Source organism: Psychrobacter sp. JCM 18901 (genome assembly GCF_000586435.1).
Taxonomy (GTDB): domain Bacteria; phylum Pseudomonadota; class Gammaproteobacteria; order Pseudomonadales; family Moraxellaceae; genus Psychrobacter.
Map to the genome: position 1 here is coordinate 32,827 of NZ_BAWH01000017.1, position 21,413 is coordinate 54,239.

26 protein-coding genes, 1 tRNA gene, 1 pseudogene and 1 riboswitch are annotated in these 21,413 nt (G+C 43.9%); of the genes and pseudogenes, 16 read left to right on the forward strand and 12 right to left on the reverse strand.

Features of this window, described 5'->3' with window-relative positions:
• Positions 1–85: 85 nt before the first annotated feature.
• The 4 genes from TT11_RS12130 to TT11_RS12145 form a co-directional block, all read right to left on the reverse strand.
• Positions 86–616 carry a redoxin domain-containing protein gene (locus tag TT11_RS12130; protein WP_261870639.1) on the reverse strand — a complete coding sequence of 177 codons (531 nt, stop codon included), beginning with the start codon at positions 614–616 and terminating at the stop codon, positions 86–88.
• A gap of 372 nt (positions 617–988) precedes the next feature.
• On the reverse strand, positions 989–1,876 hold the full coding sequence (yghU, locus tag TT11_RS12135) for a glutathione-dependent disulfide-bond oxidoreductase (RefSeq protein ID WP_261870640.1): 888 nt from the start codon (positions 1,874–1,876) through the stop codon (positions 989–991).
• A gap of 70 nt (positions 1,877–1,946) precedes the next feature.
• Positions 1,947–2,600, reverse strand: coding sequence for a DsbA family protein (locus tag TT11_RS12140; protein ID WP_261870641.1), 654 nt, complete (start codon positions 2,598–2,600; stop codon positions 1,947–1,949).
• Positions 2,601–2,710: 110 nt separating this feature from the next.
• Positions 2,711–3,265, reverse strand: coding sequence for a carboxymuconolactone decarboxylase family protein (locus TT11_RS12145; RefSeq protein WP_261870642.1), 555 nt, complete (start codon positions 3,263–3,265; stop codon positions 2,711–2,713).
• 642 nt (positions 3,266–3,907) lie between these two features.
• On the opposite strand from TT11_RS12145, the gene TT11_RS12150 reads away from it, so the two are divergent.
• The 6 genes from TT11_RS12150 (at position 3,908) to TT11_RS12175 (ending at position 6,587) form a co-directional block, all read left to right on the forward strand.
• Positions 3,908–4,267: a glutathione S-transferase family protein gene (locus tag TT11_RS12150; protein ID WP_261870643.1), complete on the forward strand. Its 360-nt coding sequence runs from the start codon at positions 3,908–3,910 to the stop codon at positions 4,265–4,267.
• Positions 4,261–4,539 (forward strand): glutathione binding-like protein, encoded by a 279-nt coding sequence (locus TT11_RS12155; protein WP_261870644.1) that lies wholly within the window; start codon positions 4,261–4,263, stop codon positions 4,537–4,539. The genes TT11_RS12150 and TT11_RS12155 overlap by 7 nt, the downstream gene beginning before the upstream one ends.
• A gap of 187 nt (positions 4,540–4,726) precedes the next feature.
• Positions 4,727–4,936, forward strand: a complete 210-nt coding sequence (locus TT11_RS12160; RefSeq protein ID WP_261870645.1) for a helix-turn-helix domain-containing protein — start codon at positions 4,727–4,729, stop codon at positions 4,934–4,936.
• Between the two features lie 273 nt (positions 4,937–5,209).
• Positions 5,210–5,491, forward strand: coding sequence for a transposase (locus TT11_RS12165; protein ID WP_261870646.1), 282 nt, complete (start codon positions 5,210–5,212; stop codon positions 5,489–5,491).
• Entirely contained in the window at positions 5,388–5,885 is a 498-nt protein-coding gene (locus tag TT11_RS12170) for a transposase (RefSeq protein ID WP_261870647.1), read from the forward strand. The genes TT11_RS12165 and TT11_RS12170 overlap by 104 nt, the downstream gene beginning before the upstream one ends.
• 117 nt (positions 5,886–6,002) lie before the next feature.
• A complete protein-coding gene (locus TT11_RS12175) occupies positions 6,003–6,587 on the forward strand; it encodes a TetR/AcrR family transcriptional regulator (RefSeq protein ID WP_101205246.1) in 585 nt (194 codons plus the stop codon).
• Positions 6,588–6,703: 116 nt separating this feature from the next.
• On the opposite strand, the gene TT11_RS12180 is transcribed toward TT11_RS12175, so the two are convergent.
• The 3 genes from TT11_RS12180 to TT11_RS12190 form a co-directional block, all read right to left on the reverse strand.
• Positions 6,704–7,549, reverse strand: a complete 846-nt coding sequence (locus tag TT11_RS12180; RefSeq protein ID WP_261870678.1) for a haloalkane dehalogenase — start codon at positions 7,547–7,549, stop codon at positions 6,704–6,706.
• On the reverse strand, positions 7,549–7,698 hold the full coding sequence (locus TT11_RS12185; RefSeq protein ID WP_261870648.1) for a hypothetical protein: 150 nt from the start codon (positions 7,696–7,698) through the stop codon (positions 7,549–7,551). The genes TT11_RS12180 and TT11_RS12185 overlap by 1 nt, the downstream gene beginning before the upstream one ends.
• 278 nt (positions 7,699–7,976) lie before the next feature.
• The gene (locus TT11_RS12190; protein WP_261870649.1) at positions 7,977–9,272 is read right to left on the reverse strand and encodes a siderophore-interacting protein; all 1,296 of its coding nucleotides are present in this window, start codon (positions 9,270–9,272) and stop codon (positions 7,977–7,979) included.
• Positions 9,273–9,465: 193 nt separating this feature from the next.
• On the opposite strand from TT11_RS12190, the gene TT11_RS12195 reads away from it, so the two are divergent.
• From TT11_RS12195 to TT11_RS12240, 10 genes and pseudogenes are all read left to right on the forward strand, one after another.
• On the forward strand, positions 9,466–10,230 hold the full coding sequence (locus TT11_RS12195) for an ABC transporter ATP-binding protein (RefSeq protein ID WP_101205244.1): 765 nt from the start codon (positions 9,466–9,468) through the stop codon (positions 10,228–10,230).
• Positions 10,231–10,344: 114 nt separating this feature from the next.
• On the forward strand, positions 10,345–10,617 hold the full coding sequence (locus TT11_RS12200; RefSeq protein ID WP_261870650.1) for a hypothetical protein: 273 nt from the start codon (positions 10,345–10,347) through the stop codon (positions 10,615–10,617).
• Positions 10,618–10,637: 20 nt separating this feature from the next.
• On the forward strand, positions 10,638–11,255 hold the full coding sequence (locus TT11_RS12205) for a hypothetical protein (protein WP_261870651.1): 618 nt from the start codon (positions 10,638–10,640) through the stop codon (positions 11,253–11,255).
• A 349-nt stretch (positions 11,256–11,604) separates the two neighbouring features.
• Positions 11,605–13,439: pseudogene (fhuB, locus tag TT11_RS12210) on the forward strand (Fe(3+)-hydroxamate ABC transporter permease FhuB).
• Between the two features lie 207 nt (positions 13,440–13,646).
• Entirely contained in the window at positions 13,647–15,131 is a 1,485-nt protein-coding gene (locus TT11_RS12215; protein ID WP_261870652.1) for an MFS transporter, read from the forward strand.
• A 350-nt stretch (positions 15,132–15,481) separates the two neighbouring features.
• Positions 15,482–15,817: a hypothetical protein gene (locus tag TT11_RS12220; RefSeq protein ID WP_261870653.1), complete on the forward strand. Its 336-nt coding sequence runs from the start codon at positions 15,482–15,484 to the stop codon at positions 15,815–15,817.
• Complete coding sequence (locus TT11_RS12225; protein ID WP_261870654.1) at positions 15,814–16,170, forward strand: TonB-dependent receptor plug domain-containing protein; 357 nt, start codon at positions 15,814–15,816, stop codon at positions 16,168–16,170. Before TT11_RS12220 ends, TT11_RS12225 begins: the two co-directional genes overlap by 4 nt.
• Before the next feature lie 135 nt (positions 16,171–16,305).
• Positions 16,306–17,541 carry a TonB-dependent receptor domain-containing protein gene (locus tag TT11_RS12230; RefSeq protein ID WP_261870655.1) on the forward strand — a complete coding sequence of 412 codons (1,236 nt, stop codon included), beginning with the start codon at positions 16,306–16,308 and terminating at the stop codon, positions 17,539–17,541.
• Between the two features lie 59 nt (positions 17,542–17,600).
• Positions 17,601–17,867, forward strand: coding sequence for a hypothetical protein (locus tag TT11_RS12235; RefSeq protein ID WP_261870656.1), 267 nt, complete (start codon positions 17,601–17,603; stop codon positions 17,865–17,867).
• 191 nt (positions 17,868–18,058) lie between these two features.
• A riboswitch (yybP-ykoY riboswitch) is annotated at positions 18,059–18,226 on the forward strand.
• A gap of 7 nt (positions 18,227–18,233) precedes the next feature.
• Entirely contained in the window at positions 18,234–18,809 is a 576-nt protein-coding gene (locus tag TT11_RS12240) for a manganese efflux pump MntP family protein (protein ID WP_165597223.1), read from the forward strand.
• A 339-nt stretch (positions 18,810–19,148) separates the two neighbouring features.
• Here the strand turns inward: TT11_RS12240 and TT11_RS12245 are convergent.
• The 5 genes from TT11_RS12245 to TT11_RS12260 form a co-directional block, all read right to left on the reverse strand.
• Positions 19,149–19,225: transfer RNA gene (locus TT11_RS12245), tRNA-Ile, on the reverse strand.
• A gap of 95 nt (positions 19,226–19,320) precedes the next feature.
• Positions 19,321–19,452 (reverse strand): SDR family oxidoreductase, encoded by a 132-nt coding sequence (locus TT11_RS17355; protein ID WP_370587844.1) that lies wholly within the window; start codon positions 19,450–19,452, stop codon positions 19,321–19,323.
• Positions 19,440–20,132: an SDR family NAD(P)-dependent oxidoreductase gene (locus TT11_RS12250; protein ID WP_370587845.1), complete on the reverse strand. Its 693-nt coding sequence runs from the start codon at positions 20,130–20,132 to the stop codon at positions 19,440–19,442. Before TT11_RS12250 ends, TT11_RS17355 begins: the two co-directional genes overlap by 13 nt.
• A gap of 38 nt (positions 20,133–20,170) precedes the next feature.
• Positions 20,171–20,326, reverse strand: coding sequence for a hypothetical protein (locus tag TT11_RS12255; protein ID WP_261870657.1), 156 nt, complete (start codon positions 20,324–20,326; stop codon positions 20,171–20,173).
• Between the two features lie 11 nt (positions 20,327–20,337).
• Complete coding sequence (locus TT11_RS12260) at positions 20,338–21,351, reverse strand: tRNA nucleotidyltransferase (protein ID WP_261870658.1); 1,014 nt, start codon at positions 21,349–21,351, stop codon at positions 20,338–20,340.
• Positions 21,352–21,413 lie beyond the last annotated feature (62 nt).

Sequence of the window (21,413 nt, forward strand, 5' to 3'; positions counted from 1 at the left end):
CTCGATACGCCCGCTATAATCTAACCAATGAAATTTGATTAGCTAAATAATCGAGTGAATCAACACTCTATATCTACTATATCAATTAGCCGTGCATACCACGGATAGGATAGTTGTTCTCTGGGTTTCTAACAAAAGCCAAACCGTTTGCCAAGGCTTCAAGATCTGGTCTAGAGAACGGTGCGTTCGAGATATCAACAATATGCACTTTTCCTTCAGCATTGATAACGAACACAGCAGGCTCAGCGAAAGGATGGTCAGTTTCTTTCGCTGAACGTGGGTCAGAGATATATAGACCTAGCGTGTTCATCTGCTCGATAGTCAGACCATGAGCCATAGGGAAGCTAACATCTATTTGATCTAGATGAGCTTCTAACTGCTCTTTACTGTCTGCAGATAATGCGATGATATCGACACCGACGTCATAGAAAGATTGTTTTACTGTCTCTAAAGTATTTAGATATTTTGTGCAAATTGGGCAATGCTTACCACGGTATACAACGACCAGTTTCCAGTCATGACCGTTTTCAGGTTTGCCTAACGAAGTCATTTCACTGTTTAATACTTGTACTTCCATTTTAGGAAACGTAGTACCGGCTTGAATTTTTTTGAGCATAATCTGTTGACATAGTTCTTATCCTTTTTAATAGTATTTTTATGGTTAGTTGGTATTTAACAGCGTTACATTAGCAGTCTTAAGTGCAAAAGTATTGGATGTTTACAGTCGTCCCAAGTAGTAACAGGAAAAATTAACATTACCTTTAAAATAGACCAATAAGACTATTTAAGTAGGCTAGGGCATATCATCAATTAGCACATTGACACATTTAGTGGTCTTAAAATGGCTAAATTTTGTCAAACATCGTCAGAAATCTTGTCAATATGTTCATATTTGTGGCGAGTTCTTCCTTGTTTGACTGCAATTTTTCTCATTTTAAGCCTCACAATCTAAATGATGACACGCCCTAGTGAGTCATAGACAAAGCGTCTATTTTTTCGCTTCTTCAGTTGTCTGAGGGTCTACTTTATCTTGAGTTTTTAGCTCGAAATCTGAGGCGTTATGACGTTCGTGTAATTGCTCAGCAGGTTCACCCCAAGTGCGGTTTACCTTGCGACCACGTTGCACAGCAGGACGCTCTAAAATCTCAGTTGCCCAGCGGCGTACATTTGGATAGCTCTCAACTTGTAGGAATTCTCCTGCATTGTAGGCTTCGCCTAGTATTAGATTGCCATACCAAGGCCAAGTGGCGATATCTGCAATCGTATACTCATCGCCACCTAAATAGCGATTTTCTGCAAGCTCACGTTCTAGTACATCTAACTGGCGTTTTACTTCCATCGTGAATCGATTGATAGGGTACTCAAACTTTTCTGGTGCATAAAAGTAGAAATGTCCAAAACCGCCACCCAAGTAAGGGGCAGAGCCTTGTAACCAAAAGAGCCAATTCATCACTTCAGTACGTGCGGCTGCATCTTTAGGCAGTAGTTTTCCGAATTTTTCGGCAAGATAAAACAAAATAGCGCCACTCTCAAACACACGGCTACCAGTCTCTGTATCCAAAAGTACAGGGATTTTTGAGTTTGGATTTAGCTCAACGAAACCTGATGAGAACTGTCCGCCTTCACCAATTTGAATAAGGTGCGCGTCGTACTCAGCGTCTGTCACACCTAATGCCAATAATTCTTCGACCATAATGGTGACTTTTTGACCGTTAGGGGTGCCCATTGAGTAGATCTGCAACGGATGTTTGCCGCGAGGTAGTTCTGCTTCATGCGTTGGGCCAGCGATAGGGCGGTTGACACTTGCCCACTTACCGCCACTTTCTGCATCCCATGTCCAGACGCTGGGTGGCTCGTAATGATTAGAGTTTGACATAATGATGATACCTTTTTATATACTGTGCTCAGTAGGGTGTAATTGGTAAGTCAGATCCAGTTTATTGTTTTTATTCTGGCATGTCTGCTAGTTGCTTTAAGATGTTTTTGTAGTTTTCTACACCTTGCGCGCCACTCACCAGATGCCGACCATTAAAGATAACGGATGGTACGCTTTGAACACCTTGCTGCTTTGAATGCTGTACGGCTTCACGTATCACATTGGCAAAGCGTTGATCTGCGATAACGGCGAGTGCTTCATTACGATCTAGTCCAATATCTGCTGCGACATCTGCCAGTACGGTACTGTCAGCCACGTTTTTATTATCAACGAAGTGTGCAACGAATAATGCTTGTTTTAGGTCGTGCATACGTCCTTGCTGATCAGCCCAATGCAGCAACTGATGCGCATTAAAAGTATTGTAGGTACGGAAATCATCGGTAAACTGAAAATTAAATCCAGCTTCTGCACCTGCTGCTGTCATTCTAGCTCGGCTCTCTTTAACGTCTTCAGCAGTTGTACCGTACTTCTCCATAATATGCTCACGATAGTTTCGTCCTCCGTGCGGCGTATTAGGATTTAGTTCAAATGGATGCCAATGAATCTCGTGCGGCGTGTTGGTTTGCTTTAATGCCTTGGCCAGTTGACTATAGCCGATAGCGCACCAAGGGCATACAACGTCTGACACGATGTCTATTCGTAAGGGTTTTTTTGCCTGTTCCATAGGATCTCTCATTAGCGATAAATTAAAATGAAAAACTGCTGCCCGAAGATGTTTCGAACAACAGTATGAAAACATCAAATGGACTGTGTCAGCGTTAGCCGAAAAACGTATTAGTCAGCTTTGTGCCATTCAAATTTCTGGAATGGTTTGTCGACTGGTGTGTTAGCTAGGTGATTCGTGTAGTTGCTCATGACTTTTTGAGCAGCACCAAGAATAACTTCAAGAATCTGACGCTTAGTGTAACCAGCATCTAAAAACGCTTGAACCGCGCTGTCATCAACGTTACCACGACCACGTACTACAGAAAGTGTGAAGTCACGTAGCACTTCCAATTTTTCAGTTGGTAGTGGCGTTTCGTCACGTAATGCATCAGTGATAGCGTCATCTACTTTCATGCTCTTAGCAATACCAGTATGCGCAGGCACACAGTAATGGCAAGCATGTTCAACGTTGATAGTCTGCCATACCACAGTGGTTTCTTCATCATCAAAGCTGCTGTCTAAAAACAGTTGATGTAGCTTTTGATAGCCCTCTAGCAAGCCAGGCGCTTCAGCCATCACAGCATGTAGGTTAGGTACCATACCAAATGCTTTGATAGAAGAATCAAGTAAGTCTTTGCTTTCTGCTGGGGCTGTGTCTTTATCGTGTAGAGTAAATTCGGTCATAATATAATTCCTGATAATAGGTTTAAGATTTAGTGTGTTTTAGAGTTTTCATGCCCGCTTCAAAGCAGTCGCTGATTTACATTTAATTATTGGCTTGAGTAATTACTCAAAATTAGCAACTTTGCTTAGCAAGCGAGTCAATAGAGACTACTATAAATGATATTGAGCAGTCGCTCAATAATTATTTGAGTAATCGTTCAAGTAAATTGTAATGGCTAAATTACATTACTCTGCTTAATTCATACTACTCTATTAATATCAATATCTTAAGAAGGTAACACTGTGTAAGTAGTAAGAAAAAAACAACGATAAAAATATTTTTTAACTTTAGTGGCTCTGTAGTACGAACAAGACTTATCGAAATGGAGCTGATCGACTTCATCCATTGCATTTAGAGAAAATAGTATTGATATGATGCTTATTATATCAATATATAACATTACTTGAACGACCGTTCATTTGCGTTTATAGTGTATGTCAGACAATAAAAATGTGCTTCAAATCAGATGCTTGTTTTTGCTATCTCATTACAATTTTTATAGTTGTCAGCTTTTGTAGTCATTAGACGACTGTCTTCATATAATAGGATAAAGTTATGCTTAAATTTTATTTCCATCAAACGCCAAACCCAAGAAAGTAGCATTGTTTCTTGAAGAAACTGGTCTGCCTTATGAGCTTGTGGCAGTAGATACGCTAAAAGGTGAGCAGCATACACCTGAGTACCGTGCTATCAACCCAAACGGCAAAACACCTGCTCTAGAAGATGATGGTAAACGCGTGTTTGATTCTACGGCAATCTTGATGTATCTTTCTGAAAAAACAGGCAAGCTGGCAGGACAGCCAGAAGATCGTAGCGAGATGCTGTCATGGCTAATGTTTGTAGCATCTGGACTAGGCCCTTTTTCTGGTCAGTCTGTTCACTTTAGACATAAAGCACCAGAAAAATCCCATATGCAATTAATCGCTACCTTCGTGAGGCCGAGCGTCATTATGAAGTGCTAGATACACATCTAGAAGGCCGTGAATATATGGTTGGTGATAGCTACTCAATCGCTGATATTTCTACTTGGGGCTGGATTGATAAGGCGACAGTTGTACTAAGCGAAGGCGGCTTGGATAATTATCCGAATCTAAAGCGCTGGTTTGATAGCATTAATGCCCGCCCAGCGGTACAAAAAGCTCGTGACATTCCTAAAGGTATTGATTTCAAAACTGAGTTTGATGACGTTGCTGCACGCGCGCTTTATCCGCAAAACTTTGATAAAAACAGTTAATCGAAGCAAAGAGACTTAATAAGTTTTATAATATAAAAAGTGATTAAAACCAGTAACTAAGGTTGATTCTACAAACTTTGCCTTAAAATAGATTTTAATGACTATGTGCAGAATTCCTCTACCTTTAAAGTAGAGGGATGAGTATATCATTATTTTTTTAGTATAGCTTAGGATGTTATCATACCTTATGCCCAAACAAATCTTAAAAGCTTATAAAGTGAGATTATATCCAAATGACGAACAGCAAGTATTCTTTGCTAAATCATTTGGATGTACCCGCTTTATTTGGAATAAGATGTTAGCTGATAAGGTTAATCATTATAAAGCAAATAAAACGATTCTAAACAACACCCCTGCTCAGTATAAAAAAAAGAGTTTGAATGGCTCAAAGAAGTAGATAGCTTAGCGTTAGCTAACGTGCAGCAGAACCTTCGCAGCGCCTATAAAAAGTTTTTCGAACAAGGCACAGGCTTCCCTAAATTCAAGAAAAAAAGGTATCAAAGACAGCTACACCACTAATAGTCAAAAAGGGACGGTTGCACTCACATATAACAGTGTCAAACTCCCCAAAATTGGTCATATCAAAGCAAAAATACATCGCCGCATTAATGGGCTTATTAAAAGTGCCACTATCAGCGCAACCCCATCTGGTAAGTACTTTGTCAGCCTATTGGTTGAAACAGTAGTGGAGCCGCTACCAAAGACTTATTCTAATATAGGCATTGATTTAGGATTGACCAACTTTATTGTCTTATCAGACAGTACTAAAGTTGCTAATCCTAGGTTTCTATCGAAGCTGAAAGACAAGCTTGCGCGTGAGCAAAAGATTTTAGCCAAACGTAGAGAGGTTGCTAAAGCTCAGCAGCGTAAGCTGTCAGACAGTCGTAATTATCAAAAGCAAAAAGCTAAAGTCGCGAAGATTTACGAAAAAAATAACCAACCAGCGTCTTGATTTTCTACATAAACTCTCATTCAATATCATCAAAAACCACGATGTCATTGCTATAGAGGACTTGAACATTAAAGGGATGGTTAAAAACAGAAAGCTTGCCAAAGCTATTAACGATAGTTCATGGTCAGTCTTTACAATTATGCTTGCTTATAAAGCAGAATGGTATGACAAAGCGCTTGTGAGAATAGACCAATGGTACCCGTCATCTAAAACATGCTCAGGCTGTGATTATGTCCTTGGCAAAGATGACCTTAAACTCAGCGATAGATTATGGGACTGCCCAAGGTGTCTGCAGACCCATGATCGAGACATCAATGCCAGCATCAATATCTTAAATCAAGGATTGATATTGGTTAAACAATCAAAAACTGTCGGTGCGATAGGGTTAGCTTAGTAAATTCGCTTAACCGCTGATACAGAATAGTGTATTAAGTAAGAGCGTTACCTAAGAAACCTCTACCTATAAGTAAGGTAGTGGATAGTTCATGGCAAAGATATTAAGGTGAAAATTATGAGTGCTCCGATAAAGTTCAATCGTGAGGATGTGATCGAAAAAGCAAAAAATCTCTATTGGGAAAAAGGCTATCACGCGACATCAATGCGCAATTTGCAAGATGTGGTGAATATGCATCCAGGTAGTATTTATGCAGCTTTTGGTAGTAAAGATAAACTATTTACAGAGTCACTGAATCGCTATGCCGCAGATGGTGCCAAGAGATTGGCCGACTGTATTGAGCAAAAAGACACAGTGTTAGATGGCTTAAAACATTTTATCCATACAGTGATTGTTTGTAATAGCGCTACTGCCCCTAGTGGTATGTGCATGATCGTCAAGACAGTCGCTGAGCTTACTCAAAATGATAGTCCAGATTTGCTCGCACATGCAACGAATATATTGGAAGGTATAGAGGCGTCGTTTGCCGTGCTCTTTGGACAAGCCATTGATAGCGGTGAGATTAGCGCAGAAAAAGACCCAGTTGAGCTGGCGCGTTATTTCCAAATTCAAATTATAGGTCTCAGGACGTATGCGCAAGTCACTAACGACAATGATGCAGTAGAAAAATATATCGATGATATTTTTAAAAATATCGTATAGCAAGGTTGTATAAAAAGCAGATTTTTTAGCATGTGATCATGTCGTTGACCAATTATCACGGCATTACTAAAAACCCTGATTGCTAGTACATTAGCAGTCAGGGTTTTTGTTATCTATTACTGTGCTTTCGGATTGTCATTGATGAATTTCAGTAGAAGCTCAGCCAGCGTTTCGCCTTGGTCTTCTTGCAGGAAATGACCACCGTTAGTGATAGTCGTATGATTTTGGCCTTTGGTACCCGGAATCAGCTTTTGCATGATGCGATCGCCGCCACCAGTTACGGGGTCGGAATCACTAAACAGTGTAATAAATGGCTTGCTCCATTTGCTTAGCACGACCCAAGCTGCTCGGTTGTTTTCTGAAGCAGGATCATCTGGTGTCGTGGGCACTAGGATAGGAAACTGTCTGGCGCCTTCTTTATAGGACTCATCAGGGAAGGGTGCATCGTAAGCATCCAGTACGGCTTGAGGCAGTGTTGTTGTGGTACCGCTTTTGATGGTGCCTGCTACATTAAATTGCGGCGTCTCTTGAGAAAACTTCTGCCACTTACGAAAGCCTTCGCCCGGATCGTGATCCCCAGTCGGTAGCATTGTATTACCTGCTGCGACGCGATCGAATTTATCAGGATGCGCTGCTACTAAACGTAGACCGATTAAACCGCCCCAATCTTGACAAAACAGTGTTATATTTTTTAAATCTAATTGATCAAGCACCGATTGCATCCAATCGACATGGCGCTGATAAGTGTAGTCAGTACGCGATGCAGGTTTGTCTGAACGTCCAAACCCAGGAAGGTCTGGCGCGATAACACGGTGTCCTGCTGCTGTTAGTATGGGAATGACTTTGCGGTACAGATAAGACCAAGAAGGCTCACCATGTAATAATAAGATAGGATCAGCGTCGCTTGGACCTTCATCAAGGTAGTGTACGCGCAGCTCGCCACCTTCTGTATCATCGACCATCAAATAGGATCAGCGTCGCTTGGACCTTCATCAAGGTAGTGTACGCGCAGCTCGCCACCTTCTGTATCATCGACCATCAAATAGTTCGGTTCAAAATCGTAATCTTGCAAGTTAGCAAAACACGAGTCAGGTGTCCTAAGTTTTTTCATACATCATCCTTGGGTTAGAAAAATAACAGTGCATTCTGGCACAGGTGTTAGACAGTCTATTAAAAATGAGTCTCTAAGTGCTACTCGACTATCACTGGTAATCCTAGCGATAAAACTATCTGCCGATATACTATGTTGATTAAACGTTCAAAATGAAAACTATACCCTACATGCATTCGTTGCTGCAAACATTAATAGTGGATGCGTCAGTAGCATCCACTATATATAGGATAAGTTTTGATAAGGGTAGGTTTTGAGTTTCATTTTATAAGGCTAATCTAATCGTGACGCCAGTAGACCTTTACCACGACATCGGTACGACTTAGCTCAAGTCGGTCTTTAAGCAACGGGCGCAATGCTTTGGCAGTATTCGCTTCTAGTGCTCCCCAGACTTTATCAATCTTTAGAGGGTTGTCAGTCAAATAATTACCCAATTTACTGTCGATTAGCGTGGCTAACTCTGCTCCTGAGTTTGATTGATTGGTTACTATAGGCAATACGGTAAAGTAGTTATTACTACTGTTTTCAGTATCGCAATTGAGGCCACTGCGCATTTTTACCGTATCAAAATAGCTTTGATCGCCTGCATCTTGCGTCACACAAATGACTAATGGTGGCGTAGGGTTGTTCCATAGCTCTAGCAGTCGTGCTGCCGTTGGTATCGAGGTCTCATCGACAATCAGTACCGCTTGACCGTCTCGTAAGTGCTCTACCTTTTCTGGAAACTCTCGTTTTGTGACGACGGTCTCGCCTGCTTGGAGTGCTGCTGCCCAGTTGCCGCCTGGCGTATCCCCATGTAAAAAAACATCGACCCAAGCTCGTATTCCATCATCAGCTTGCCATGCTTTTCTTAAAGTGTAATAGCAGTGAGGACGAGCAGGGCGTATGTTCTCCTTATCGCTACCATTAGTTTTATAGTCACCAGCTTTATTGCCATCAGTGCTGTCAGTCATCAATGCGTCGGTCATTGCATTGTGCTCTAAATCAAACAAGTAAGCGTAACCCGCTTCGTTGGTAGGTACTGACGTCGAGTTTGTTGCGCCCTTGGCATCACTTAACTGAGCGGTATTATTTAATGGCGTATCATTACTTAATGACGGCATGCTCAATTCAAGGCGCAGCATGTTTTTGCTAACTCTATAACTGTCTTGCACCTCAAACACTTGCTTGGTCAGTTTGATTGTTTTTTTGCCTAGCTTTTTATCTGCTCTTTGTTTTAGCAAGATATATTGGGCTTGCAAGTCATCAAGCTGGGAGATAGGTGCGGCAAAAGCGATAAAGAAAGTCTGGTCATCAAGCGAGGTGTTGTGAGCGCCAGCTGGTTGAATCTCTGAGCTTTTTAGAAAAGTCTGTATAGCAATACCTTCAGCATAAATATCAGTTATCTGCGCATCGACCAGATCTAATTCGGTGGTAGATAATGAGGTAAATGCACTCAAGAATCCAAGCAGTTCATCGAGGTGCTCTTCATTAATATGAGCGACCACACTTGCTATTTCAGGGTCGTTTAGGGAAGTGTATTGGCTGTTTTGGTTATCGATGTTTTCTGTAGAAGCTAAAAGAAGGTTGGTCATATAAATACTCGCAATCAACAGAGCGTTGAAATTAAAGTGAATGAGTTTATAGTTAATGATAATTGTTTTTGTTATCATTTACGAGTAAAATCAATTTTTATTGTGGTTTGATCATCAAAAATCGGTCTATAACCGATGGCCGATAAACCATCATTTTTATGACATATTATTTTTATCAACAATGAGTGCTTATATGCTACGTGCAAACCAGCTGACTATCAGCCGTCAAGGAAATACTCTATTAGACAACGTGACTTGTGAGATTGATACCAATCAACTGGTGGCTTTGGTTGGGCATAACGGGTCTGGCAAGTCGACCTTGATCAAAGCGCTAGCAGGTGAGATGGCAAGTAGTAGCGGCAATGTCACATTAGATGAGCACAGTATCAATGACTACGGCAGTAAGGAATTAGCGCGGCAAATGGCATATCTGCCGCAGCAATTGCCAGAAGCTGCTGGATTCACGGTGCGTGAGCTGGTCATGTTAGGGCGCTATCCCCATCAAAAATGGCTGCAAAAGCCAACTCAAATAGATAAAGACAAAGTCGCGCAAGCATTAAAAGTGACTCAAACCGAAGCCTTCGCTGATCGAATCACGGCCACGCTGTCAGGTGGTGAGCGCGCTCGTGCGTGGCTTGCGATGTGTCTGGCACAGGATACCCGTTACCTGTTGCTCGATGAGCCACTTGCTGCCCTCGATATGCATTATCAAATCGAGGTCATTCAGCTCATTCGTCGTTTGGTGGACGAGCAAGGCTTGAGCGTGGTAATTATTATTCATGATATTAACTTGGCAGCGCAATATGCCGATCGAGTCATCGCGCTGAAAAATGGCCAAATATGTCACAACGGCGATATCGCCAGTACCATGCAACCTACCGTGCTACACGATATCTTTAATGTCGATATGCAGTTGCTCAGTCATCCTATTACTGGACAGCCTGTCGCAGTCGCTTAACGTCTAGTTTCTGCTCCTTCTTTTTAATTCGCCTACAAAGATACGCTTCTATGCCTCCCGTTTTTTTATACAGATAAATTATCAAAACATCCAATAGTTACGTCAGTATCAGTAATGACATCACTGAAATGGTTCGCCCTCGCATTGTGCTTGGTATTGACCGCCTGTAATAGTCAGACACCCACTACCTCAGAAGCAGAAGAAAGTGATAGCGATAGGATGAATATCGTGTCTCCCGACTGGGGTAATGCAGCGACTTTGACGGCGATGGGGCATGCACCAATTGCAACAGGTGATGTCAGGGTTTGGGACAGATGGGTGGGTAGCCCCAAACTGCCAGCGTCGATAACAGACTTAGGCATACGCTATCAGCCAACGCTGAGCTAATCGCTCAACTGCCTGTCGATATGGTCATAGATAATTATTTTTATGAGCATGCACGCAACTTATACGGCGATGTGCCTGCAGAATCTGTAATGTCTGCGGCAAAAGGAGAGACAGCAACGTGGGCTGACTATACCGAACCGACGCGGGAGCTTGGCGTTCTGATCGATAACCCGAAGATGGCTGAAGACTATATTGTACAAAGTCAAAAAGCCATACAGCTGGCCAGTCAGCAATTCCAGCAGCGTTATCCAAAAGCCAAAAAATTCGCAGTGGTACAGTTTGCGGATGCTAATAACATGCGTATGTATGTGGCAAACAGCTTATTTCAGCCTGCGTTAGAGCAGATGGGTAGAGAGCTTGTGGTATTGGGCAAGGGCAATCAGTGGGGGTTTGTGCCAATACGAATGGGAGATTTGGCGCAATTAGATGATGAGACTTGTCTATTAATTATCGATCCACTAAGCCCAATTACTAGAGCTGAAATTGATGACAGCTTGATTTGGCAGCGTCTAGGTTATGGCAATACCCGCTGTGTGGGCGAGCTACCACCAGTATGGATTTATGGTGGGATGTCATCATTGGTCAGCTTAGCAAATAACTTGTCAGAAGTTTCATTAAAAGGCGGGGAAGTACTATGAGCGCCAATGCAGATACTAACAACAACCTTATCAATAACCACACCGACAGTTCTCATAACGACAGTCTCATACGATGACATTAGCTTCTCAAGCAGCAACGGTTTCAGATTCATCGATATCGTCATCCTCATCAACGTCATCGAAACATTTATCATCACCACTGAATCAGCCACCGAATCAACCCGATTCCCAGACTTCTTTGTTTGCCAGTATGTCTTGGCGACTATGGGCCATGCTCATCGGATTAGCGGCTTTGTCGTTATGGAGTAGTTGGGCGCTGCTAGATCAGCAGTGGACGCGCCCACTGAGTGACTTGCTTATACCAAGCTCGCAATTGGATATTGCCAGTATGGCGATACAGCTGCATCTAGTGGCGACCAGCGTGGTGGCGTTGTTGGCTGGCGGGCTATTAGGCGTGGTCAGTATTTTACTACAGCAATTGGTAAAAAACCCCTTAGCATCAGATACCACGCTAGGTGTGGGCGTGGGTGCACAGTTGGCCATGCTTATTGTCACGTTATTTTTGCAAGCTTGGCTATTTATGGCGGACTTTATGTAGCCTTTGTAGGAGCTATCATTAGTATGGGTCTGGTATTTGCCTTATCATCACCCAGTCGATTTAATCCATTGATTTTAATATTGGCCGGTTTGGTGGTCAATATTTTGCTGGCCGCAGTAGCCAATGTACTGGTGTTGTTTTTTGCTGAGCGTAGTAATGGCATGCTGTCGTGGGCGGCTGGGTTTTTGGCACAAAACAGCTGGCATACCAGTATCGCGTTAGTTATCACTGCTATTTTGATGGCGGTCGTATGTCTGCCACTATTGAAACCATTAACGCTAATGAGTCTAGATGACACGCAGGCCAAACGTTTGGGTGTGCCTATTAATGGGATTCGTGCACTTGTCGTATTGGTTGTTGCCGTTGTGACTGCTCTAGTGATTAGTGAAGTTGGCTTGATTGGTTTCATTGGTCTTGGTGCAGCAAGCTTGGTCAATGCGCTGGGCATCTCTGCTATTGGTAAGCGTTTGGCCACTGCCTTTGGGTTGGGGGCGCTGCTGTTATTATTGACTAGCAATGTCGCGTTACTGCTTGAGCCGATACTGGATATGCAGATTCCAGCTGGTGCCATGACAGGTATCTTGGGTGCACCGCTGATTATTTGGCTGATTTTGCGTCAGCGCCGCGCGCGGATAGAGACAGTGACGCCTATGCTTGCGGGTAAACATACATCCATTGCATTTTGGCGATGGGGCGTTGGTGTACTTGCTGTCATCATGTTGGCTTGTTTATTTGTACAAGATATCAATGGTTGGGGGCTCAGTACGGACTGGGCACTCACGCAGCAGTACCGCTTACCTCGTAGTTTGAGTGCTGCTGCCACAGGCTTGATGTTAGCAGTCGCCGGTGTGCTACTGCAAACATTAACGCGTAACCCTATGGCCAGTCCTGAGGTGCTAGGTGTCAGTTCAGGCGCTGCATTGGGGGTTATTTTAGGGTTTTTATTATTACCAAGTTTAGGGCTATCTGCGGGAGCAGGGACGTTGCTAATTTCAGGACTGTCAGGGGCGATGGCCGTGCTGCTATTGATTATTTGGCTAGCACGCAGGGTCAGCTCAGGTTATTTATTGTTAGTAGGTATAGGCATTGCCGCCATGATGGATGGGGTGATGCATATGGTCAAGCTTTCAGGAGATCCGCGTCTAGAAGCGATGCTCAGCTGGCTGTCAGGGACAACTTATAGCGCTCAGCCCAGTACGGTATGGTATCTCATTGGCATTGCCGCTATCTTATTTGTACTCAGTCTATTGCTGGTTAAGCCTTTGCGAGTTCTTGGGCTAGGTACAGGTGTGGCGCGTAATTTAGGTGTGGCGGTTACGCCAGTGACTTTGTCGTTATTGGCATTAGTAGCAGCACTTAGTACGGCCAGCACGCTTGCCGTTGGCCCGTTGAGTTTTATTGGTTTGATGGTGCCGCATTTGGCTATTTCACTGGGAGCTGTGAAGCTTGAACGACAATTGCCACTAGCTGCACTTTTAGGGGCAGGGGTAATGGTGATAGCGGATTGGATTGGCCGTTATGTTATTTTCCCTTATGAGCTGCCAGCTGGTACGATTGCTGCCATTATCGGTGGTGGGTATTTCTTATGGCTCATTCGTAAGGTACCAGCCTCAGCAAAAAGGTAGCTCATGTCTGCAAGCATTGAATTTGAATAGCCGACAATTTTGACTTCATTCAGCAGAGGCTTATCTAACCTTATTTGATCAGTATTTTGATAAGAATAATGATGCTAAGTTTCAGCGAGATTGGATGACGTGCTCGGCAGGCTAGCAAAATAATAACTAGGAGCAAGTCATGCCGACCATCACTCAATTTTATGGTGCCACTGCTTAATGAGCAATGCCCCTATAAATAAGGCATCTACAACTGAGTCGCCTATAAGCGAAGTCTCTCAGAGTAGTAGTGATGGCTTGACCGACAAACAAGTACAGCAGATATTACTGACATTACTACTCGGCGGTACGGTCGTCAGCTTTAGCAATAGTGCGCTCAATCCAGCGATTCCTGTCTTTATGTCGGTGTTTGATGTCGATATCGTGATGGGCGGCTGGGTGCTAAATGCTTATGTCTTGGCCATGAGTGTGGGGCTGATGCTGAGTGGCTACTTAAACAAAAAGTTTCCGTTTAAGCATGTTTATTTGGCGGCAATTTTTGGATTTATGTTGGGCTCAGTTATTGGCATGCTGGCGTCTAGTATGAGCTTTGTCATTATTGCTAGGGCTATACAAGGACTGAGTGGCGGTCTGATTATCCCGCTGTCTATTGGTATGCTGTATCAGATTTATCCGCAGCAGCAGCACGGCAGAGTAATGGCGCTATGGGGCATTGTTATTATGATGTCATTAGCGTTTGGCCCTTTGGTCGGTGCTTACTTGGTTGAGCAGTTTGCGTGGTGGACACTGTTTGCCATTACCTTGCCACTCAGTGCGGCGGTCATGGCGATGGTGTGGTGGTTAATACCTGATATGCGCTCACATGATAAAAAAAGCCCTTTCGATACCATTGGGTTTATCAGCTTACTCATTTGGCTGCTTGCGATGATGGTTTGGCTCAGCACGCTGAAAATAGATTTTACTAGTGGATTATTCAGCAGTGAGGGCTTATTAAAGATAGCCACGTTGGGTTTATTATCTATTGGGTTTCTACTGTCCGCGATGGTTTGGTGGGCATATGAGCGGCGGCAGAAATATCCATTATTAAACGTGCGCTTGTTCAATAATAAAACCTATTTGCACAGTAATATCATCAGCATTAGCCAAACAGTCGGTTTGATGCTGTGTCTCTTGTTATTGCCCGTGGTGATACAAGATGTGATGGGCGAAAGTGCTTTATGGACAGGTATTGTCCTGATGGTCGCGACGCTCGTGGCCAGTATCACCACGCATTACGCTGGCAAAATGGTAGATAAGCAAGGTGCCCGAGGGATTGGCATCGTAGGAATTGCGATTAGTGCGCTGTCTACTTTGATGCTGGCATGGTGCTTGTATCAGCCTACGCTTTGGCTATTAATGCTAATTATGAGTGTGCGAGGTATTGGGGTAGGTTTGGCGTATCTGCCGACCACTACCGTTGGTTTTAGCAGCTTACCCAAAGACGCGGTCACTGAGGGAGCCGCACTCAATAATATCAGTCGCCGTATCATCTCTACCATCGTTATCACGTTGACAACCCTTTATATCCATAGTCGAAGCGCGCAGCTACTAGCCGCAGGTAGTGATGTTGGCATAGCAAGCGCTATCCAAGAAATACTGGTGATAATCGCGTTGATGCTATTGTTCACACTTCCTTCTGCCTGCAAATTACCCCGCGCGCCATAACGATCAACTTCATAGTTGGGCAGCATGTAGATTACCGGTGTCAATGACGATCTGCTTGAAGGCTTATCCCTTTTATCTATTTATTTGAACAAACTTTGAGACAAGCCGCTTATGTCACTGTCTAACCATTTCGCCAAATTTACCAAAGAAACGGACGGTAATTGCAGTAAGTCAGTCAACATGGTCACTCGCTACTTATAAAAATCTATTTGTAAATACTTATAGAAATAAAAATCATTATCATTTAGAATATCATTCACAAAGTTAGTACATACAGTATTATTTGCTAAATATAACGCGTATCACTGTCCACCTATCCAACTAAGTGAAATAACCTAAGTGAAGTAATTATGAAAAGCCACCATCATGTTGCTCTATCTCTTCTTACCCTTTGTATCAGCCAGCAGTTATACGCCCAAACTAATACCAATTCAGTGCAAAGTGCATCAGGTGTGCAGGCCACCGCTGCGGCGACCCCGAATGCATCATCAAGCGATGTACCTAGTGTGACTTTAGATGCTATTACAGTTAGTGCCAATGCCAAAACAGGCACAGCGCTGGCACAGAAAATCAGTGAAATGCCTGCTGTCACGCAAGTGATTTATGAGGCGGACATTCAGGCGCAGGCGACAGGTAACCGCACAGTTGGGGACATCTTAGCCCAGCTCGTGCCCAGCTTGGCGTGAGCAGCGGCTCGGTTAGTAACTACGGCACGACCATGCACGGGCGTCCTGTACAGTATTTGCTAAATGGCGTGCCATTATCTGGCTCGCGCAGTCTGTCACGCGAGCTAAACAGCATCGACCCTGAGCAAATTGAGCGCGTCGAAGTGCTCTCAGGTGCGACCAGCATCTATGGCGCGGGGGCAGCCGGCGGTCTGATTAATATTGTGACCAAATCGACGGCAGGCTATGGCTTGACAAGACAGACGCGCTTGGCATCAACAGCAGCCGCGAGTTTAAATCCGACTCGCTCGGCTATCATGTGGGACAAAGCATCGGCTACGGCGGCGAGCGCGTGTATGGTAATGTCGATGTAGACTACGAGACACAGGTGGCAAGTTTGACAGTCATGGCGACCGCATCAGCCTGATGCCAACCAAACCGACAACCAAGACACCGATACTATCAGCGTCAACGCCAACCTTGGCTTTGATATTAGCGATACCAAAACCATGAATCTTGCGGCGACTTATTATGACAGCGAGCAAGATACCGATTATGGCGTCGATTACGGCAATGATCTGTCTGTACTGCTAGTAAAAGGTACTATACCGTCACTACGTGCTATCGATGGCGCCAATATCGAAAACCAGCCCTACAATACCAAAAGCTCGGTCAACCTAAACTACAATGACAGCGACTTTTTGGGTTCTAACTTAAGTCTGACAGGCTATTACCGTGACGAAAAGGCGCGCTTTTATCCGTCAGGAAAGCTTTTTAACAAACAAGCCCAAGAGGTATGGGTAAATAATGGCTTGACGGATGAAACAACCTTAGGAAAATTATTGGCTGCATCGGCTGTGGTTACTCAATCAGAAGCGGACATTGAGGTGATGGGATTGCGCGCCGCTATGCAGACTGAAACCGATGTTATGGGTAAAAATACCTTGTTCAGCTATGGCGCGGACTTTGAACGTGAAGAGAGTGAGCAGACCTATTATGGCCAAGACCTGACTACCTTCCTTGCAAGTAATGGCTTGACTTCAACAAGTAATGGTCTGAGCTATAACGGCGGACCAAAAACCACTATCGATAAATGGGGCGCGTTCGTCAATGCCGATGTGGATATGACCGACAAATGGCACACCAGCGCTGGCGTGCGCTATCAAAACATCAAATCGGATACCGACCGTTTTGTGCCCATTTATGAACAGCTATTGGCGGATTATTTTGCGACCAATGGCATCAGTGATATTGCTGACGCTTACGGTATTGATTACGAAGCAGGCGCGGTTGAGGCGGGTAGCAGTAAGCACGACAAAGTGCTGTTTAACCTTGGTACCAGCTATCAGTTGACCGATGACGACCAAGTCTTTGCTAACTTCTCGCAAGGCTTTACCACGGCTGACGTGCAGCGCGCCTTACGTGACGTGCGCGCTGGATTTGTGGTCAACTCAGACAATATTCAGCCCATTTCTATCAATAACTACGAGCTGGGCTGGACAGGTACGCGCGGTGATACCAGCGCAAAGGTTAGCGGTTTTTATAACGACTCAGACAAAACCGTGCGCTTTACCAACGACTATACCGTCGAAGTCGTCGATACGGACGAACGTATTTACGGCGCTGAAGCCTCGCTCACGCATGATTTAAACAAAGACTGGCAAGTAGGCGGCAGTGTTGCTTATACCCGCGGGCAATACAAAAAAAAGACGGCGACTGGCTGGAGCTGGATGCAGTACGCCTGACGCCACTCAAAGGCACGGCATACGCGCAGTATAACTTTAGCGAAGGCAGTAACATTCGCTTGCAAGCGCTGGCAGTCGGCGGTAGCGACAAGGCTTATAAAGACCAACAGAACGACCCAGACGCGAGTGCGCAGCCATTGACAGGCTATGCGACCTTTGATGTGCTTGGGCAAGTCAAATTACCTGTCGGACGTATGGGCTACGGCGTGTATAATATCTTAAACAAAGACTATCAGACCGTGTATCATCAAACGACCTTTGGCGATTTAAACCGCTTACCTGCTTCAGGGACAACTTACGGCTTGAGCTATACCGTGGATTACTAAAAAGCGTCACGCATTAAAAAACCCTTCATGCTATGAAAATTTAGCGTGAAGGGTTTTTTTAATGTTCATAACTCTCTAAATCATTCATCTGCTCCAAGAGTATTTGCTAGCGTTTCCAACTTCACGCTTTATCAGGTGTAAAATTCTTCTTTAGTATTTTATGATTGACTTATAGCGTATCAATGCTAATCTAAGCACTCTTTGGGGAGTAGCCTGCTTTCGTACTGCGAAAGCGTTCGTATCAACATACTTGGCCACATGCCATGGTGCGAACACCTCTCGGTTGGCGAGACCATCGATATATCTACACTGCAGGTCGGGGGTGTGGCTATGTCGTGGACTCTATACTCGACCAGAGAAAATCACATGAATCCTATCGCACTTCTATTACTTGCTTTTTCTATGTCTACGGATGCCTTTTCTGTGGCAATCAGTAAAGGAGCAATTCTTAAAAACCCTCGTTTTACCGAAGCCTTCAGAATGGGTGTTATTTTTGGCACCATTGAAGCGATCACGCCGATTATTGGTTGGTTAATTGGTCACTCTGCCACATCCTTTATAGATGCGTCTTTTATTGAGGCATGGGATCATTGGGTCGCGTTTGTCATACTTTTTACGCTCGGTCTGCACATGCTGTATGAGGGACTGAAGCCAAGTGATGAAACGGCAGAAGTGCTATCGAGACATTCTTTTTTCAAACTTGCTTTGACTGCATTTGGTACCAGCATCGATGCCATGGCTGTCGGTGTGAGCCTAGCATTTGTAAAGGTCAATATTTTGCTGGCGGCAGGTCTAATTGGTCTAGCGACTACGATAATGGTCACTCTAGGGGTGATGTTAGGAAAGGTGTTGGGCTCCATAATCGGTCACAGAGCTGAAATATTTGGTGGTGTGATGCTAATTGCAATCGGTACATGGATTTTATTCAGCCATCTTCAATGATTATATACAAACTGTCTACTACGAACAGACAGTCATTACGTGTATAGATCTGTTACTGACTTTTGGATGTAGAAAACCTGTTTACCTAAGAAAAGCCTATCTATATTAATAGTTAGGCTTTTCGGGTCTAAAACTAGTACATTACGCTGTAGCAGTTCGTAAAAGGTCTGAAAAACACAGCACTACAAAATTATCAATAATTATCCGTTGTCAGCGAAGAGGCTTGAATAAAGTGCCTATATCTATGCTTATACACATAGTTGTTATTTACTAAAAAAACAACAGACAATAAAAAGACCTCCAATCTCTTGAAGGTCTTTTTTTATTAAAACTTAAATATGGTGGGCCCAGTAGGACTTGAACCTACGACCAAAGGATTATGAGTCCTCTGCTCTAACCAACTGAGCTATGGGCCCTAACGTTAGACGCACAATGATACCTGATTTTTTTAATTTTTCAAGTAAAAGATAGGCAGTAATCAAGATATTTTTTATTGAGCCATATTTTTGTATTACAGGTGACCGCCAGCTATGGTTAGACTACGGCCTCCATCCACAGTGATAATCTCTCCTGTGACATAATTTGCCTGAACAAGGTATAGTACGCTATGAGCAACCTCATCAGGTTGGCCTATGCGCCGCATGGGGATAGCATTGATAATACTTTGTTGCTGCTCGTTATCAATAGCTTGGTCGCTAGTAGGGTCAGGTAAAATATTGACCCAGGTGCCACCCCATTAACCCGCACTTCTGGCGCCATCTCTAGCGCTAGCGACTGTACCATCATCCGATGTGCAGCCTTTGCCATGTTGTAGACAGTGTAGTTATTAAACGGTCTATCATGCGCGTGTATGTCCAATAAGCTAATAATGCAGCCTTGTTGTTGCCTAAGATAAGGTAATAGGGCTTGGCTCAGTAATAAAGGGGCTTTCGCGTTGGTCAAAAGCAACTCATCCCACTGTGCATGATTGATACTACCGAGCGGGCTAGGATAAAACCGCGAAGCATTATGCACCAATACATCAAGCTGTCCAAACGCCTCTACGATATTTTTAACAAAGCTGTCTAAAGCTGCTTTATCATTAACTATTGTCAAGTCAGCAACGATAACTTTTGCACTATTAGCACGGATGTCGTTCAGATGGTCAGCCAAGTCATTAGCGTCTTGTTCACTACGGTGACAATGAATGATGACGCGGTAACCTTGCCTATGAGCCGCTTTAACAATAGCCGCACCAATGCGCCTAGCACTACCTGTGACAAGCATCACTGGCGCTTGGTTATTGATATTTTCTGCTTGGTAGGCATTAGTTTCTTGGTCCATAGCAATACTACTTTTTTTCTCTAAGGTGCTTGTCTATATCATTCTTGCGCTTGCAAGTGTTCAATCCTGCTTTGTCGTAAGGCTGTACCAATAGCCGGGCCTTTAAGGTCTGGCGCAATGTCAGTCATACCGATGGCGTGAAAGCTGTTTAGTGCTAACATCATTTGGCGATGCTGTGTTGCTAGCTGTAACACATGACTGCACACTAGCAGTTGAGAGAGCTTGTCAGGCTCCTTATGCGCACCGCAGGCTTGGATAGATCGATTTTTTCAGCCGCATTTAGACTGTTTATTGTGCTTAGTTTGTCAGCTTGCTGAGCGAATAAAATTGCGAACTGAGTATGTGCTTTGGGGACTTTGGCTTTATTGCCGATAGCGTTAATATTTTTTATAGCGGTTGATACGTTAGAGGTAGACTCAGAGTTTTCGCTATTAAATAATGATGAAGACAGGCTAGTCATTAATAGCGCCCAACGCTGTGATAAATTTAAATGCATCTGTCCTGCGAAATATAATGCTGTCTGCGCTGTTTCTCTTATTTGGACATTGTCCCAAGCATGATGCAAAGGCGCGAAATACTCTGTGAGTGCACCAATTTCAAACAGTTTTTGCCAATAGACTTGCGGTGATAGTTGCATAGTCGCACGGCTTGATTCTTGCCAGATACGCTCGGCGCTCAAGTGAGCCAGCTCTCCTGTATCAACCAATTGACGCATCAGCGTTAAAGTGTCATCCGCGATGGTAAAGCCCAAATCGTAGTAACGGCTATAGAAGCGTACTGTTCGAAGTACACGTAATGGGTCTTCATTAAAAGCACTGGACACATGACGCAATGTCTTACTTTTTAAGTCTTGTAGTCCGCCATAGTAGTCGATGACTTGTCCGTTAATCGGGGTATCATCGGTTAAGCTGGTAACTTCGATTGCCATCGCGTTGATGGTTAAATCACGACGGCGCAAATCATCCTCTAGACTGACATCGGGACTGGCATGTACGCTAAAACCTTTGTAGCCTGAGCCTTGCTTGCGCTCTGTGCGTGCCAATGCATACTCTTCATGACTGGTCGGATGCAAAAACACAGGAAAGTCAGCGCCCACTTGTTGAAACCCTGCATCAATCATCTCTGCCACAGTAGCGCCAACGACGACAAAGTCCTTATCCTTGATAGGGCGTTTAAGCAGTCGATCGCGTACAGCACCGCCTACGAGGTAAATTTGCATAGAAGCCTCTTGTTATTATCGAGCTTTATATCATCAGCTCAATTTTTATAAATCAAAAAAAC